Below are 15,670 nucleotides of genomic sequence, written 5' to 3'. Positions count from 1 at the left end.
TGACACAAGCAGGGAGAAAAAAGAGAGGGAGTTTTACTCCCTCTCTTTTCATATTATATTTAGCACGAATGGTAATATGTTTTAATCTCTTATCTAAAGAGTTGCCCAGAATAAACGACAAAATACCGCAATTAAAATCCACCTGGTGGCTTACTCAAAAGGGAATTCCCTTTTAAGGTCAATCTTATTCTCCTCCCGAAGATGGTTTATCCTTCGACACGTCATGGCATTTATGGCAGTCATCGGAAGACTGTTTAGCCGGATCCTGGCGGCATTTACTGCCAATTACCTGAGGAATTGAAAATTTTTCGCCATTTGTTTTACGATAACTAAACCATTTGCCGTTTTCCAGACGAACGTAAGGTAATTCCTCTCCCTTTGCCGTCTTCAGAATGACATCCCCCATTTTGAGAGGTGGAAAGTCTGGATTGATGCGGGCTTCCGCCCAGGCCATATCGGATTTGTCAGTTATTTTCCACTCTATAGGTTGGCTGACCGTACTTCCATGGCAATCCTGACATTGGATTTTCAACGTTTTCCATTCGGAGAAATACATCTCCCCGTCCCCCATGGCCTCCTTGCGAGTATGGCAGTCCACACAGTCCAAGTTTACTTCGCATTTGGTAAAGACCAATCCTGGGGAATAAACATTCTGCCAGCGCGTCTCTAAACTCTCCTTATCCGGGGAAGGAGAAGATTTAACTCGGTTCAAATCAAAGCGGGGAGTAAAATCCATAGTGTAGAGTTTAGCTTCTCCCTGATTATGACATTGATTACACTGGGTGTAGGGGATTTGAACGGTCAACTTATGCGATATCCCATAGTCTGGTTTTTGTTTAGGTATGGTGACATCCTGTCCTACATAGGTGTGCGTACTATTGCTAAGCACATGACAACTCTCACAGCCATTAGCCTGGGCTTGTTGGCCCGGAAGATTTCCTCCAGCTTGGTGGCAAGATGTCAAACAGTTCTGCTGAAATTTCGATTCTTCTACACGATGATCAAAAGGCGCCTGCACCTTAGCCGCTGTCTCCCCAGGCTTTAACAGTACCTTTGGCGGGATGTCTAACCCATACATGTACCTACTCATAGAGAGTTCACCCCCTTTACTGGCCATTAAGGAGGTTGTCATTAAATCCACCTGATTATCAATCTCGTTTTTATTACCACTATGGCACTGCCCAACAGCTGAGTTCCCTCCGCAACTTAGCCGAGCTACTTCTAACTGACCCGGGTGTCCTCCACCATACATCCCCTCATGGGCTGTCTTCTCATCTAAAGACAAAGCATTTCCCCCGTGACAAACTGTACAACCCATATCGCTAGGATGAGATTTGGAAATTTCCTCAGTCCCTAAATGACAGGTTGTGCAACGCTCAATACTGCCGTTCGCTAATCGAATCTCCTGCACAGTTGGTTTCTTTTCCTGCCAGTCCTTAATTTCCTGTTTTAATTTTGCTGCTTGCTCTTCTCCTTGAACCTTAGTTAGATTTCCCTGAAGTTCAGCAATTTGGGCTTCAAAGTATTTTGTTTGCCAAGTCTGCCATGAGGAAGAGCCATATGACCTCACTGCCAAAAAGAACAATGTGACGCAAAAGATAATCGCCAATCCTAAAAGTATGTGTAAGCGCTTAGACATGCTGGAATTCCCCCTTCAGCCCATGAACCGATATATTAACGTTAATCCTACCCATGCCAAACTCAGAATCAGGAAAATGATCCACGTCCACATTTTACCCACTTTTTGTGCCCACCAAGGTAAGCTTAATAACACAATCGCAGACAGAACAGGCAAAACCCACCCGCTCAGCCAAACTGGCCACCGTTGTAAAAGCCATTGGATTGAGCCGAATACCCAGGGGGCTTTGGATTTACCCACCGCCGTCGCCACTGGTGAGCTATCCAACGGGACTTTCACAGCAATAGTCAAACCAAATAAAAAGCCCAGCCAAAGAAATGTACTGATGGATTCTCTTGCCTGTAACTCACTTAACATTACCTTTTCACTTTTAGTGGGATCCATATATTCTCCCTTTACGTCCAGATTACTTTCTTTTTCATCAGTAAGCTTGCTCGCCACCCCATATAGCATCTCCTTTACAAAGGTCGAACTCCACCATCTTTCCGAATCCGCCAAAAGTGGAACATCTGTAGAAAACCTGCTATTCCCGCCAAAATAAAAACGTGCCAAACGAAAATATTTAAGGTGCTTCCATTGAGAGGCGAAGACTGCCCAAAAAAAACTGTAGCCAAACCGTGTCCACCCGGTAATGTTTTAAGGAGAGTTTGTCCTACAGATGAAGCCGCTCCGCTTTCTTGCCCCCCCCGAAGCAGGTAGCCAGAGTAGTCTAATACCACAGTCAAGACAAAAAGCACTACACCCGTAACCCAATTCAGCTCCCTTAAAGGTCGGTAAGCTCTCGACCATACCACTCGTACCATATGCAAAAAAACACTGAACACCATCATCTGGCCTGCCCAGAAATGGAGGGAACGAATGAACCCCCCATAAGGCAGTGCAGAATCAATTTCACTCAGAGAGGCAAACGCCTTCTCTCCGGGCTGGTAATAAAACATAAGCAATATTCCAGTTATAGTCAATATGATAAAAGCCAAAAAAGAAAATCCGCCTAAACAGAAAGTTACTCTAAACCGAAGAGTTCCTGCCTTTATTTGGCGAGGGCGAATATGTACTATAAAGGAGTTATTTCCTTGCCTTCCCATCTTATTTACCCTCCTGTCGGCTGGTTCAGAATATAATAACCGCCTTTTTCCGTTACATTCGCTCGTAGCAAGGGGGTGACCGCTGGTCCTTGTATAGGCTGGCCCTCTCTGTTGTATCGACTGCCGTGGCAAGGGCAAAGCCATTGGTCTTGTTCAAGATTATAGTTGACCTCACACCCCAAATGAGTACAACTAGCCCATATCGCTTCCACTCCATTGTCTCCTTGACACAGCCAAAAACGGGTTTCGCCTAGTCGCTGCCAATACATGCTAAGGGGCATCTCACGACTGGCAATACGGGCCACAGCCAATCGTGTTTCTTTACCTGTTAAAAAACGACTGACAGGGTAAAGACTACATGCCCCTACCACAATTAGAGCCTTTCTCCCCAAACTTAAGACTTGTCGCCTGCTATAGAGCGATCGATCACTTGTCAACAGGCCCCCCCCTTTTTTAATCGAGGTTTTACGCTAAAGCAAATTTCGAGCACAACCATATATTATCCTCTTTAATGGAGTTGCCGAGATAGGTACACAGCTATTCTTTTAATGTTACAGTATATCTTTATATTCTTCAAATTACATCCTTTCCAGCTACAAACTCAAAAAAAGAGTATTTTTTAGTTTGTAGCAGGAACTTATAATGTGACCACGAATATAAATATCATAGTCAGAATATTCTTTAAAAATAATTCGTGATCAATATAGATCCCGAAGGGAAGACCAGAAAGGGGTTGTTTAGGATGTCAAAGTTTCCAATTGTTTATGGCGTAGGTATTGGAATCCTTATTGCATTTGTTTTAATGAAGTTTGTTTTTACAGATGCCAATCTGTTACTGTTGCTGAGTTGTTTAGCCTTAGCAATCGGTACTCTTGTCGCCCTTTTCGAGATCAAAGAAATCCCCCCAGGATCGCCGCCAACTCTGTAATGTTTGCTCAATACTTTTCTTTTAGAATCATGCATTTTTCCCTAAAGAAAACTTGGCTTGCGCCAAGCCTCTAGCGTAGGCGGAAACCTTAGTTGCACTTATGCTATCTGCCCAAAACTTATACTTTCTTACGAAAATGGACTACATTTTCATACCTCCCTGTGAATCGGCAGGTTCATGGAAGTTTCTGTTAGTATAAAGAAAACCCGGCTTTCGCCGAGCTTTAGCGATAAAGAAAACTTGGCTAGTACCAAGCCCTAGCGAAGGTGCTAGCCCTAGTTGCCTTATCCTGCCGGACATAAATACATGCATCGTAGGAGAACGAAAACCGCTGGTTGCACTTATACTATCAGCAGAAAAGCTTATGCTTTCCGTTAGTATAAAGAAAACTTGGCTTGCGCCAAGCCTCTGGCGTAGGCGGAAGCCTTAGTTGCACTTATGCTATCTGCCCGAAACTTATACTCTCCGTTAGTATAAAAGAAAACGGGCTTTAAGCCCGTATAAGTAAGGAATAGATAGAAGATCCAATTGATCTTCTAAGCTGACAACCTTATCTGAACAACTGTCCAGTATATACAACAAAATATCTTAAACACAATCCCCCAATGACTACCATCCCGCAAACCGGTACAACTAAATTCTTGTGCTTAGAGACACCATAGATTGATAAAAGCAAGGGAACCATTAATCCTACCGTAACTACTCCTAACCAGAATAGGGCAGTCATACTTCCAGTAAAGTAAATAGGTTTGACGGATAGATAAAGAATGGAGATTAAAACTATCTCAATGATAAGCAGCACAATATCAGTTTTTTTATAGGCTGTCAAATCACTGCAATCGTATGCTCCAATCAATGTTGCCGCTAAACCCGTAGAAATTGCAGACACTAAAAATAGAATCGGTAAGAAGGGAATGGCCTCAATACCAAGAAACGGTGTGTGCCAAAAGTTATTGGTTGTAATAGCAGATAATAAGAAACCAGTATAGGATGCAGTCCCAATCGAAAATATTACTCCTAGGACAGCCACCGGTTTACGAAAAGCCTGAATACCCTTACTTGTAGAAGCAGCAGCTACTTGTGTGTTCCCAGAAGTAATCTGAATCTTTTTTTCCGCTGCAGCACTTGACCATACCAGATAACCATAGACAACTGACAAGGCTGAGAAACCTGAGACGATAAAGACACCGATTGACATCACCGATCCAAAGTTCACATTTAGAAGAAGTTTCCAGAAAGTGAACGGACGACCTAAGTCAACAACCAATAACAATAAGCCAATAATAATCATAATTGGAGCAATATAGGCTCCAGCCCGAATTACCTTTGTAAACTTCGTTTTGTTGAAAAGATCAGTCAAGGAGGCAGTTAGGAAAGCTCCTCCGGCAACTCCGGCCAAGAATAAATAAATAGCAATCATTCCGCCCCAAGCGATTTCATTTACACTAACACCCCAGGTAACATCCATTTTACTTCACCACCCCTTCATAAATGTAATAAACATTTGGGTGTGTGCCAAACTCTGGTTTACGAACTTCCCCTTTGTGTTTTGCTAAGAATTGGGATACATCACTCGCTGGATCATTAAGGTCGCCAAACATTAAAGCCCCGCCGAGGCAGGTTGAAACGCAAGCCGGTTTTTCCCCTTTAGAAACCCTCGCTTCATAACAGAATGTGCATTTGTCTGCCGCACCTGTTTCCTTGTTAAGAAAACGAGCATCATAGGGGCAGGCAGTCAGACAATACTTGCAGCCAACACATTTATCAACATCGATTAAGACCACTCCGTCTTCATTGTAGTGAGAAGCTTTTGTTGGACAAACACTAACACAAGGTGCCTTTTGACACATTTGACAGGCTTCTTTTATAAAAAACATCGAAACATTAGGATAGGTCCCCTTCAGGCCATTTGCGGGAGTCTTTGTTCTAAATTGTCCATCTGGTACATTATTTTGGAACTTACAAGCGACTGTACACGCCTGACAGCCAATACACTTCGCAAGGTTAATGACCATCGAATACTTTTTAGCCAACAAAATCACCCTCTTTCTGTAAATTTAGCTGTCTTACTTCAAGAATAGTGGCAACCTCAGAGTAAACTGGACGATCAGAATTCTTAATCCTGGGTAAAATACGCTCTAAAAAAAGGGTTAAATGCCTTTTTTCAAAATCTTTCAATACTTGATCCTGCCCATTTCGGGCAAGCAAGGCGCAGAACTCTAATTCAACCGCTAAATGGTCAGGAAGTTCTCCACTTTCCTCTCCCATTCCGTACCCATACGTTGCATAGAATTGTTTAACATTAAAGGCCTCTTTACCTAGAACTAAACCTTCTTCCCCGAAATAAACAGAGGCATAAGGAGGAGCTTCAACTGCACCCGTTTCAAATAGAGGAATATAGTTTTCCCATAAAGCATTGAGCCGTTGTTCCCCTGGTGGAAATTGATAACAAAAGCTACACAATTTTTGAACTAATTCGTCTATTCCTGGAATTACTTCAGACCAGAGATCAATCAACTCTTCTAAATGATCGGAGACATCTTGGTTAGGTCGATGAAAAACTGCTGCAAAAGACAAATATAGTTCTGCGATAATACTTTTGTCCATGGATTCTCCCTTTCCCGCTGAATCACCAAGCGAAGCAAGTTCGCAAAACCAAAGCAACCCTCATTAAGCTTTTCGAACACTTACAAAAGTAGTAGAGGTAACGGTATTGCCAACTACCCCAATTTCATTAGGGATTAAGTAATTACCATTAATACCCTTACCAAAGGCTCTTTTAAGTTCAGGCGAAATTCGTCCAAAACCATGGTAACAGAAAACGGTATCCGGCCGGATTCCTTCGGTCATTTTCAATTTTCCTTTTTGCTCATATTTACCTGAGGAAATGACAATGTCATCTCCATCGTTCAAACCGAGTTTTGTACAACTCACTGTATTCATCCACAACGTATTTGTGGGCATTAACTCGTTCAGGATTGGGACATTCGCCGTTCCTGCATTCGTGTGAACAGCTACTTTACCCTGGACAAAACGGAACTTTCCTTCTTCTGGTTGTGGATAACTCACATATTTCGGAATACCTTCTTTTGTTGCTTCTTCAACTTCTTTAGAAAATATCTCGATCTTTTTACTTTTGGTTGACAAAATGTTATCTAATGATGCTTTAGGATCGTTTGCTCGAAGATAGAACGCTTTCATCCCTGGAGGAGTCCAAACCCCTTTTTCCTTCATTTGGTCTAAGGTTAAACCAGCAGGGGTGAGTTGTTGAGTGAGATAGTCTTCCATATCCTTGAAGTCAAAATAGTCGCCAATGCCCATCTTTTCCCCAAGTTCTTTATAAATCTGCCAGTACGGTTTTGTATCCGCATAAACAAGCGGTACAGCAGGTTGTCTTAGAACATATTTGGGAGTTAACCCAGTCATATCAAAAATTGGTTCATAACGTTCTAAATAGGTGCATTCCGGTAATACCACATCAGAAAAATAGGCGGTGTCCGTCATATAGACATCACAGGTTACCAAAAGGTCGAGTTTTTTGAATGCCTCTACAACCCTTGCACTTTCAGTGATCGTTATATAGGGATTAAAACGATGCACAAGCCATGCTTTGATAGGGTATGGTTTTTCCATTAAGATGCTCTCGACAATTTGTCCGACAGCTCCATCATAAGCAGGAATAAGTTGACCTGGTGTACCTTTAACGCCTGTGCCGTCAATCCGCCCCTTAGCAGCCTTAGGGAAACCCGGCTGTGTTATATTCCCTAACCCTTTAGCGTAAACGGCTTGATCAGGGAATTTTTTCAAGACACCTGTACCTTTATTTTGATAATATCCCCCTGGGACTTCAAAGTTTCCAATCATCATATTAACGATCATAATCGCACGACGCAGTTGATAGTCAGTCGGTGTATAACCCGTCCGCCAGCCAAAGTCTAAGATAGCTTTAGGTTTTGCAGCAGCAAACTCCCTGGTTATCTGAATGATTTTGTCTTTGGAAATTCCAGTCTCTTTCTCTGCCCAATCTGGGGTTTTGTCTTTAACCTCTTCGGCCCATTTATCAAAGCCCTCCGTATATTGGGAGATAAAGTTTTGATCATAGAGATTTTCCTGAATCATGATATTAGCCATGGCCATGACAAAGGCCAATTCAGTGGCGCCTTTGATAGGAAGCCATTCTCCTTTTGAGGCAGTAATACTAAAACGCGGATCGAGTACTACAAGTTTAGCCCCATTGCTAAGCGCTTTGGAAACTGCTCTGGTCTGAGCAACGTGAATTCCCTCAAACCAGTTTCGCCCAATGGAGATAAGATACTTGGTATTGCCATAATCAGCTGCAATCGCTTCAGTCCCAAAGGTAGTGTCTAAGGCCACGGAACGAGCCAGTGGACAGGTTGCTTCATGTGAAAACACATTAGGGGAACCCAGAGCTTTACCGATCGACCGGAAAAACCAATCATGGGGTCCTTTACGACTAGCCAAGGCGATAGCTTCCCCGCCGTATTGATCCTTTACGTTATATAATTTATCGGCTATATAGGTGTATGCTTCGTCCCAACTTACTTCTTTGAATTTGCCGTCACCCCGTTCGCCGGTACGAATCATCGGTTTCTTAATCCGTTGGGGGTCATAAAGAAGTGACGAACCTGCATTTCCTCTTGCACAGATTACGCCACCGAAAGCCGTATCATTGGGATTACCATCAATTTTAGAGACTTTCCCATCTTTAACTTTAACGGCAATTGGGCATTGGTTTCTACACATTTCACATGAAGAAAAAACAGTCGTTTCACTATCCTTACTTGCAGCCTCAACTTTGCGAGTATCCAGTTTATTAAAGGTTCCAAACCCACCCATGACTGCCATGGTACCGCCTGTTCCATAAAGTATTCCCTTTAGGAAATTTCTTCGTTTCATATTTTCCCCTCCATTCATGTTGAAATCTGACATCAAGATAGCATTAAAATTTTTCAACCATTTTTTAACAGCCGCCTACCACTCCCTGAACCTCAGGCTTAGGTGCCGCAGCATTGTTACCGCTAGTATTAGTGTTATCGGTGCTGTTGCTACCTGCTGAACTAACTATCCCGTTCCACCGCAGCATACCCCCGGTTAAGACTTTAATCTTGTTTTGGTCATAGCCCTTCTTTACCAAAACTTGCCACGCTGACTCTGAGCGGGTACCATTAAGATCGATTAATACAATGTCTTTGTCCTTACTAATCTGGGCAAGATTTTTCTCCAGATCACCCAAAGGTCTATTAATTGCCATTTTGATATGCCCGGCGGCAAATTCTCTGGATTCCCGAATGTCAATTAACTGCCACCCTTTATTATCCTTTATTGCGGTATCTAAATCATCGGTTGATAACTTAGCCGTAGCAGGTATCATGTCGGCGGCATTCTGGTTAACGTTCGCTTGACTACTGTTAGCTTTTGGCGGATCCTGCACCACCGTTGGACTGTTGCCGCAGCCGGGTAAAAGAATCATGCTAAAACCCAATAACAATAGATAAATAAAAGTCAAACCCTTAGACCGCACTGACATCGACTCAGCTTTCAAATCACTCGCCCTCCTCTTAAATAATTAATTCCTACATGTCAATGATAAAAGCATGTAGGTTTCTACTGCAAAAAGTACCATTCTGCATTTTTCCGAGCTATATATAGTGTTTAACTCCAATGCAATAAATTACGCTATATGTAGCAAGTTAGAGGCAAAAATAGTATTTTTGCGGTGGAATCATATATATATATTCGTCAAATAGAATGTTCTCTCCTGCCATTGCTTTCACATGCACTTATAGTTTAATCTTATACACATATAACAAATGTTTATGAATTGTGATAAAGGGATTTTTCACATATTTAGCGAAATATAATTCTTAAGATATTGAAATTTGAAAGGATGAATTACATGCAAAAAGGAAAAGTATCTCTCCTCTTATCTAACCTCCTGATTGTCGGCCTTCTTGTTACGGGTTGCAGTCAAGCAAAGCCAGCTGCCACTACTCCCTCCAATTCACCAGCAGCAACTGCTACTGCGGAGGATCCATCCAAAGTAATTAAAGGATCTATTGAAACTTATTTCGGTAATATTGGCTCCACTGTTAAAGATTCCTATAAGATTAGTGAGAAAGATTTAAAGGCCGCGCTCGATACAAGCCCTGATAAATACGTAGTATTGGATATTCGTAAAGCAGATGCTTATGCTGCAGGACATATCAAAGGAGCGATTAATGTACCTTATGGCCCAGATATCGCCAAAAACCTTGATAGCATTCGTGCAATCGCCAAAGACAAGACAGTAATTGTTGCTTGCTATACCGGACAAACTGCTGGTCAAGCAGATTCACTACTCAACGCTGCCGGAATCAAGACTCTCTCCTTAAACTCAGGTATGGGTGGCAGTGGTACTCCGGGCTTTGAGACCAGAGGCTGGTTAGGACAGAAATTCCCAACAGTAACAGAAGCGACTGCAATGCCGACTGCTCCCGCAGTTGCCACTACGAGCAAAGCAATTGATGATGCAGTCAAGAATTATTTTGAAGCTATTGGCACTACAGTCAAAGACTCCTATAAGATTGATCTCCCAGCTATGAAAGATGCCCTGGCTAAAGAGGCTGATAAGTACTATATCGTTGATGTTCGCCAAGCAAAAGATTTCGCTATCGGCCACATTAAAGGCGCGGTAAGTGTTCCTTACGGTCCAGATATTGCGAAAAACCTTGATTCTATCAAGGACAATAGCAAAGGCAAAACTGTCGTTGTCTATTGTTATACCGGACAAACGGCTGGTCAGGTAGACTCCTTGCTTAATATCTATGGCATCAACACAAAGAGTTTGAATTTCGGATTCGGTATGGATGGCTTTACCAAAGGGTGGAGTGCTGACAAATCTTACGAAGTTGTCAAATAATCACTTTTTACTTCTGAAATAGAACAACCTTTAATCAAACGGGAAGAAGAGATGGCTAAGCCGTCTCTTCTTCCCGTTTATGAGATATATGAACTAAATTTTTCTACTGGACGTCACTCAGCTATTAATCTTACAGGTGGAAATTTGACATGCTCAAGCGTACAAGCATAAACAAAGATGTTTATCTTTTCTAGTGAAAACGCTTATCCGCAATATCTACCCCTGCTTCAAAATCTCATTAGCCTTATTGTCATAGTCTCCATAATTCAATTGTATTATGGAAGGATAGAGCTTACAATTTACTTGTACCCAATAAACTGTCAAAAAAGTAGGTGAACTGCAATAGATAGTTACCAACTCAAAATATTTTGTACGGTAACCCGGTCACAAAGTTTTTCTAAAGCAGCAAAAATGTTACACATGAGCCAACCTGCGGTCAGTACACATATCAAAAATCTCGAAGAGTATTATCAGGGACACCTATTTGACCGAACTCCTCATGGTGTTCTTTTAACGAAGGCGGGCGAGGTCTTCTACACTTATGCCCAAAGAATGCTGGATCTTCAAGAAGAAATGGAACAACATCTTGAACGTGCTCTGCAAAGGGAAAGCAACCAAATCATTGTCGGAGCGAGTACAACGATTGGTAATGTTTCACTTCCCTGTTCAATTTACATTTTTAAAGAGGAATACCCCCAAGTGACGATTCGGTTGGAAATTGCCAATTCCGAAGATGTTCTACGCAGGGTTATGTCTAATGAAGTTGATATTGGAGTTCTCGAAGTTTACCATGAATCACCAGAACTCAATGCTATCCCCGTGACCACAGATGAATTAGTTCTGATCGTTTCTCCTAACTATTCTAATGACGAGAGTAGCATTTCTATTGAAGATTTTTTAAAACAGCCGATTATTCTTCGCGAAGATGGTTCCGGCACTCGGCAAATTCTGGCTAATGCTTTAGTAAAACAGGGGCACACCATTGAGGAGTTAAATGTGATTACCCAAATGACGACCATTGATGCCATTAAATCTGCCGTGGAAGCAGGATTAGGCGAAGCTGTTGTTCCCCGTCTCGCCGTCCGAAAAGAAGCTTACCTCGGAAGTTTGAAGGTCTTAAGAATTGCAGGCATGGACATGCCCTTGGATTTCAACATTATTTACCCTGTCCACAAGTCTCTGTCCAGAACTGCAAAACGGTTCATCAAATTTCTTTCTGATCCAGAAGAGCGTTACTTATGTTAAATTTAGAGGTTATAAAAGGGTTGCCACAATAACGTGACAACCCTTTGCTCTGTTAAAATCAGACTAAAAACCGGATCAGAATTTTCGTTCCAATGTAGGTTCCCAATAAAACAGCTCCTGCGAAAATCCAACCCGTCAGAGAACTTGAAGCTATGCCATTGAGCAGCCCGCCGATGTTACAGCCATACGCAATTCTAGCGCCATACCCCATCAAAATTCCGCCAATCAAAGCAGAGAAAACAAATTTCTTTTGTCGAATCGGCCGGAAACGGCCTTGCGACGCTACTAAAGTTGACCACAAGGCACCCAATACGACGCCAAGATTTAAATACGTTCCGCTTGAGCTCATCAATTCAGTCAAGGTAAACTGACTTTCAGAGACAATGCCTACTTTCCCTCCAAGCAAAATGGCCCATTCTTCAATATTAGCAGTCACTCCCCACGGAGACTGTCGCACATAGAGAATAATGATATTTAAAAATGCCAAAACCACAGCTCCAACCCAATAAGGCCATGGGCCATGGTAAAAATCTTTCCACAGCATCTTCATGAAACCACTCTTTCTAAGCATGTGTTTTGGTCAGTTCTAAGTGCCAAATTCCATTTGCTACTTCGGTCTCTTCGATTCCATACTTCTTTTTCTTAGCCCAAATCACAATTCCCTGGGAAGTACAACTATGCTCTGTTTCCATGACCAGAACATCCCCATTTTCCATAGTCTTAAGCTTTCTTTGGGCTTTAATTAAAGGTATCGGGCACATTTCTCCCCAAATTTCTAACTGGTACTTTACCATATTAGGCACCTACTCTCCAAGATGCTTATTCTGCCACCAATAGGCTAATTTCCATAAGCCTCCTAGCAGCAAGAGTTCAAAAATAATTGTTGGAATCCACCCCAGAAAGGCAGGTATGAAGATTCCGGGCCATTCTCCAAAGGTTCCCCGCCAAAAAGCCAGCGAACTTTTGCCTGCGAGTACTCCAATTAGCAACCCCACCAATGCAACCATCTGCATTCCAAATCCCTCGCCAATTCGCATTAGTACTCCTGAGACGCAACCGCCCGCAAGCACCATCCCGACCCCGAACAAGACACCACCAGCGATCGTGGAGAATCCTAGAGGAAAAATGTTTAGGCTTAGAGAAAGGTGAGTCCATTCACTGATCTGATAAACTACCCCAAAGCCGAGAATACTGAGGCCAATTAATAGAATAACGGCCCGCGTTATTTCTGTAATTCCAGTGATCATCGGATCACGGAAGGCTGAAACGAAGCAAAAACGTGATTTTTGCAACGTAAATCCTAAGCCTGTCCCTAAAACAAAGATTAGCGCGATCTTCAGATTAACTTGCATTAGGGTAAGGAAAAGCATACCCATAAAAGCAGAGAAAGCAATATTCCATTTGCGCTGTGATTTGACCATGCTCCAACCTACCTCATAAAATTATATTTAATTCCATTTATTTAATGTATAGTTTCACAAGAAGCATAGCATTTGACAAAAAGCTTGTCAATTTAAGAAGCAACCTTAAAACAGTAAATAATTCATGCTTCCCTTATTATCTGTTCAGAATCTGAAGAACCTCCTCAATAGGTAAGGCATAGCGAATTCTCTTATCTCTACCTTCCATAGTTCGCGCTAAAAAGAGAGAATTCCAGATACTTTCAGCTGAGGCTTCAACGGCTGCCTGATAAAATTCGTCCATATCCCAGTCAAGAATTTTATCTTGAAGATTTAACCCTTGGTTATTAACCATGATACAGAATTCTCCACTTCCTGTACGTGATAGCCCTCCGGTACGACCAACACCTAGAAAAGCCCTTTCAGCAAGGCGTGTCAGCTGCCAACGTGACAAGGGAGCATTCGTCATTCCGATCAGAATCAAAGATCCAGGACAATACCCTTCTGCCTCAACGGATAACATCTGACCAATAGGTACCCCATTAATGAGCAAATCCTTCAGTAATCCAAAGTTCGCCAAGGCAAGCATCCCTAAAACATAGTTTTTATCCCTACTTCGAAGGAGACGGGAGGAACTGCCAATTCCACCCTTAAGCTGGAATAGAGACATTCCGGTCCCAGCCCCAACATTACCCTGAGGAACAATTTCATTTTTTGCCCGAGTTAAAGCAAGAATGGCATCAGCAGGATTAACATGTTGACCTCGAATATCATTCAAATACGAATCATCACATTCCATGACAACAAGATTCGGGGTTCGAGCATCATTCCCGATTTCCGGATTCTCGGTTAAAAGATACGTTAATAAACCTTGAGCAACCGCACTCACGCTTAAAGTATTCGTTAAGAGGATTGGGGAATTGAGGATTCCGGTTTCTTGAATAAATGGAACCCCTACCGATTTACCAAAGCCGTTGAAAACAGAGATTCCAGCCCAACACGGATTCCCATACAGATTTTCGGAGTGCGGTCGGATCGCAGTCACGCCGGTACGAACAGGGCCTCTGCCGGGAACCAGAGCTCCCTCACCTCTGATTATTGAAACATTCCCAATCATTACACCTGGGACGTCACAAACATCATTCTGTCTACCTGTTGGCAATTCTCCCATCCATAACCCGTAACCACGTGGTGTTCTCCGATTCATAAAACCCCCCCTAGTCACCTTATGTAATGACTTAGGGGGGTATAACTAGCTCCAAAGCTTAATTAACTTCCCTATGTTAATTAACTTGCTTGTAAAAGAAACAAGCATAAGGGCCAAGGGATAAGCCCGCTTTTGATCTTCAAAATGTCGTTCCAAAACCTTGCGGTTAAAAAGCTCCTCGACTTCCTCTTTGAGCGAGGATGAAATTATCTCTCGTTCTATTAATGAATTAAGCTGATCCCTTAAATCTCCCGATGGTTCTATTCCATTTTCTTGAAGCATGTGAGAAGTTATATTTTTAAGGGTTTGCCCGATTTTAGGGATAAAATCATTATAGCGCTCGCTGCCTAAGAGATCACACGCCTCTTCTAATTGCTGAGATATTTCTTGGGGCAGATTGGAAGCGTTTTGTAGTTTCTCCATCTTTTTTAAACAGGGACACGTAAATTCTGAAACAATCCGCACATCACGCGCCATCGCAGGCTCTACGATGCGAGATTGGGGTATGCTCGCCATGGCCGTAGTAACAAGTTTTCGAACATTCTCCTCGGAGGTGCCACGATAGATCCACCGCGTTCGTCCTAATTTACGGGTCTTCGCCTCTTCATCCGTAAGTTCTTGAAGTCCTGGACACTCTGGGACAGGTACAGAGAATTCGATATACCACCCTTTGCGTCTTCGTAGAATTTTAAATATCTTTTCGTTATGATTATGAAAAGTTACACCATCGCGCACCGGGCAACTCGTCAATTTCTGTCCTACCCATTCATGAAGCTTTTCCAGTTGAGATTGATACTCCATTTATCTTCCCCCCTACGAATCTTCTCTACTTGAAAGTTCGAGTTATTCTTTAGAAATCCTTCTTCTATATTTCTGAATTCTCAGATTTTCAAAGTCAAAAAAATTGCTATACTTGCTTTATCTGAATAGAATAACTAAGACCTCGGATAAAGAAAACCCGGCTTTCGCCGAGCTTTAGCGATAAAGAAAACTTGGCTAGTACCAAGCCCTAGCGAAGGTGCTAGCCCTAGTTGCCTTATCCTGCCGGACATAAATACATGCATCGTAGGAGAACGAAAGCCGTTGGTTGCACTTATGCTATCTGCATCCTGTACTCATAGGTTGTTGGAGTCAGTTTCTGTTCCGGGGTATAACCCACCACAAAGTAGAACGGCTTACTGTACCCACCTTAATTGAATTATCTCAGTTTATTGATGCTATGAAAAGCTAATCCCTATATATTATTT

The 15,670-nt window shown here is 42.4% G+C and carries 17 protein-coding genes; 3 read left to right on the top strand and 14 right to left on the bottom strand.

Annotated elements, in window-relative coordinates:
* Positions 1–184: 184 nt before the first annotated feature.
* The 4 genes from VM640_RS10275 to VM640_RS10260 are packed head-to-tail and all read right to left on the bottom strand — an operon-like array spanning position 185 to position 3,161.
* Positions 185–1,639, bottom strand: a complete 1,455-nt coding sequence (locus VM640_RS10275) for a multiheme c-type cytochrome (RefSeq protein WP_325391874.1) — start codon at positions 1,637–1,639, stop codon at positions 185–187.
* Between the two features lie 15 nt (positions 1,640–1,654).
* A complete protein-coding gene (locus VM640_RS10270) occupies positions 1,655–2,092 on the bottom strand; it encodes a hypothetical protein (RefSeq protein WP_325391872.1) in 438 nt (145 codons plus the stop codon).
* A gap of 5 nt (positions 2,093–2,097) precedes the next feature.
* On the bottom strand, positions 2,098–2,724 hold the full coding sequence (locus VM640_RS10265) for a cytochrome b N-terminal domain-containing protein (protein WP_325391870.1): 627 nt from the start codon (positions 2,722–2,724) through the stop codon (positions 2,098–2,100).
* 5 nt (positions 2,725–2,729) lie between these two features.
* Positions 2,730–3,161 carry a Rieske (2Fe-2S) protein gene (locus VM640_RS10260; protein ID WP_325391868.1) on the bottom strand — a complete coding sequence of 144 codons (432 nt, stop codon included), beginning with the start codon at positions 3,159–3,161 and terminating at the stop codon, positions 2,730–2,732.
* Positions 3,162–3,466: 305 nt separating this feature from the next.
* Between VM640_RS10260 and VM640_RS10255 the strand changes: the two genes are divergently transcribed.
* Positions 3,467–3,652 carry a hypothetical protein gene (locus VM640_RS10255; protein WP_325391866.1) on the top strand — a complete coding sequence of 62 codons (186 nt, stop codon included), beginning with the start codon at positions 3,467–3,469 and terminating at the stop codon, positions 3,650–3,652.
* A gap of 550 nt (positions 3,653–4,202) precedes the next feature.
* Here the strand turns inward: VM640_RS10255 and nrfD are convergent.
* From nrfD to VM640_RS10230, 5 genes are all read right to left on the bottom strand, one after another.
* Positions 4,203–5,120: an NrfD/PsrC family molybdoenzyme membrane anchor subunit gene (gene nrfD, locus VM640_RS10250; RefSeq protein WP_325391864.1), complete on the bottom strand. Its 918-nt coding sequence runs from the start codon at positions 5,118–5,120 to the stop codon at positions 4,203–4,205.
* A 1-nt stretch (position 5,121) separates the two neighbouring features.
* On the bottom strand, positions 5,122–5,685 hold the full coding sequence (locus tag VM640_RS10245) for a 4Fe-4S dicluster domain-containing protein (RefSeq protein WP_325391862.1): 564 nt from the start codon (positions 5,683–5,685) through the stop codon (positions 5,122–5,124).
* The gene (locus VM640_RS10240) at positions 5,678–6,259 is read right to left on the bottom strand and encodes a TorD/DmsD family molecular chaperone (protein WP_325391860.1); all 582 of its coding nucleotides are present in this window, start codon (positions 6,257–6,259) and stop codon (positions 5,678–5,680) included. The genes VM640_RS10245 and VM640_RS10240 overlap by 8 nt, the downstream gene beginning before the upstream one ends.
* Before the next feature lie 63 nt (positions 6,260–6,322).
* Positions 6,323–8,569, bottom strand: coding sequence for a thiosulfate reductase PhsA (phsA, locus tag VM640_RS10235; protein WP_325391858.1), 2,247 nt, complete (start codon positions 8,567–8,569; stop codon positions 6,323–6,325).
* A 64-nt stretch (positions 8,570–8,633) separates the two neighbouring features.
* Entirely contained in the window at positions 8,634–9,200 is a 567-nt protein-coding gene (locus VM640_RS10230) for a rhodanese-like domain-containing protein (protein WP_325391856.1), read from the bottom strand.
* 360 nt (positions 9,201–9,560) lie between these two features.
* Here VM640_RS10230 and VM640_RS10225 point away from each other — a divergent pair, with 360 nt between their 5' ends.
* Both VM640_RS10225 and VM640_RS10220 read left to right on the top strand, forming a co-directional pair.
* Positions 9,561–10,571 carry a rhodanese-like domain-containing protein gene (locus VM640_RS10225; RefSeq protein ID WP_325391854.1) on the top strand — a complete coding sequence of 337 codons (1,011 nt, stop codon included), beginning with the start codon at positions 9,561–9,563 and terminating at the stop codon, positions 10,569–10,571.
* A gap of 342 nt (positions 10,572–10,913) precedes the next feature.
* Positions 10,914–11,816 (top strand): selenium metabolism-associated LysR family transcriptional regulator, encoded by a 903-nt coding sequence (locus tag VM640_RS10220; RefSeq protein WP_325391926.1) that lies wholly within the window; start codon positions 10,914–10,916, stop codon positions 11,814–11,816.
* Between the two features lie 58 nt (positions 11,817–11,874).
* Here VM640_RS10220 and VM640_RS10215 read toward each other — a convergent pair whose 3' ends face one another.
* The 5 genes from VM640_RS10215 to VM640_RS10195 all read right to left on the bottom strand — a co-directional run bounded on the left by VM640_RS10215 (position 11,875) and on the right by VM640_RS10195 (position 15,224).
* Positions 11,875–12,366 carry a YeeE/YedE thiosulfate transporter family protein gene (locus tag VM640_RS10215; protein WP_325391853.1) on the bottom strand — a complete coding sequence of 164 codons (492 nt, stop codon included), beginning with the start codon at positions 12,364–12,366 and terminating at the stop codon, positions 11,875–11,877.
* 13 nt (positions 12,367–12,379) lie between these two features.
* Positions 12,380–12,610 (bottom strand): sulfurtransferase TusA family protein, encoded by a 231-nt coding sequence (locus VM640_RS10210; RefSeq protein ID WP_325391851.1) that lies wholly within the window; start codon positions 12,608–12,610, stop codon positions 12,380–12,382.
* A gap of 9 nt (positions 12,611–12,619) precedes the next feature.
* A complete protein-coding gene (locus tag VM640_RS10205) occupies positions 12,620–13,237 on the bottom strand; it encodes a YeeE/YedE thiosulfate transporter family protein (protein WP_325391849.1) in 618 nt (205 codons plus the stop codon).
* A 136-nt stretch (positions 13,238–13,373) separates the two neighbouring features.
* The gene (locus VM640_RS10200; RefSeq protein ID WP_325391848.1) at positions 13,374–14,423 is read right to left on the bottom strand and encodes a DmpA family aminopeptidase; all 1,050 of its coding nucleotides are present in this window, start codon (positions 14,421–14,423) and stop codon (positions 13,374–13,376) included.
* A 45-nt stretch (positions 14,424–14,468) separates the two neighbouring features.
* On the bottom strand, positions 14,469–15,224 hold the full coding sequence (locus VM640_RS10195) for a hypothetical protein (protein WP_325391846.1): 756 nt from the start codon (positions 15,222–15,224) through the stop codon (positions 14,469–14,471).
* Positions 15,225–15,670 lie beyond the last annotated feature (446 nt).

It is taken from the genome of Desulfitobacterium sp. (assembly GCF_035539115.1).
Classification (GTDB): domain Bacteria; phylum Bacillota; class Desulfitobacteriia; order Desulfitobacteriales; family Desulfitobacteriaceae; genus Desulfitobacterium_A.
Note: the sequence above shows the minus strand (reverse complement) of the source record. Positions and strands in the feature narration are given on the sequence as shown.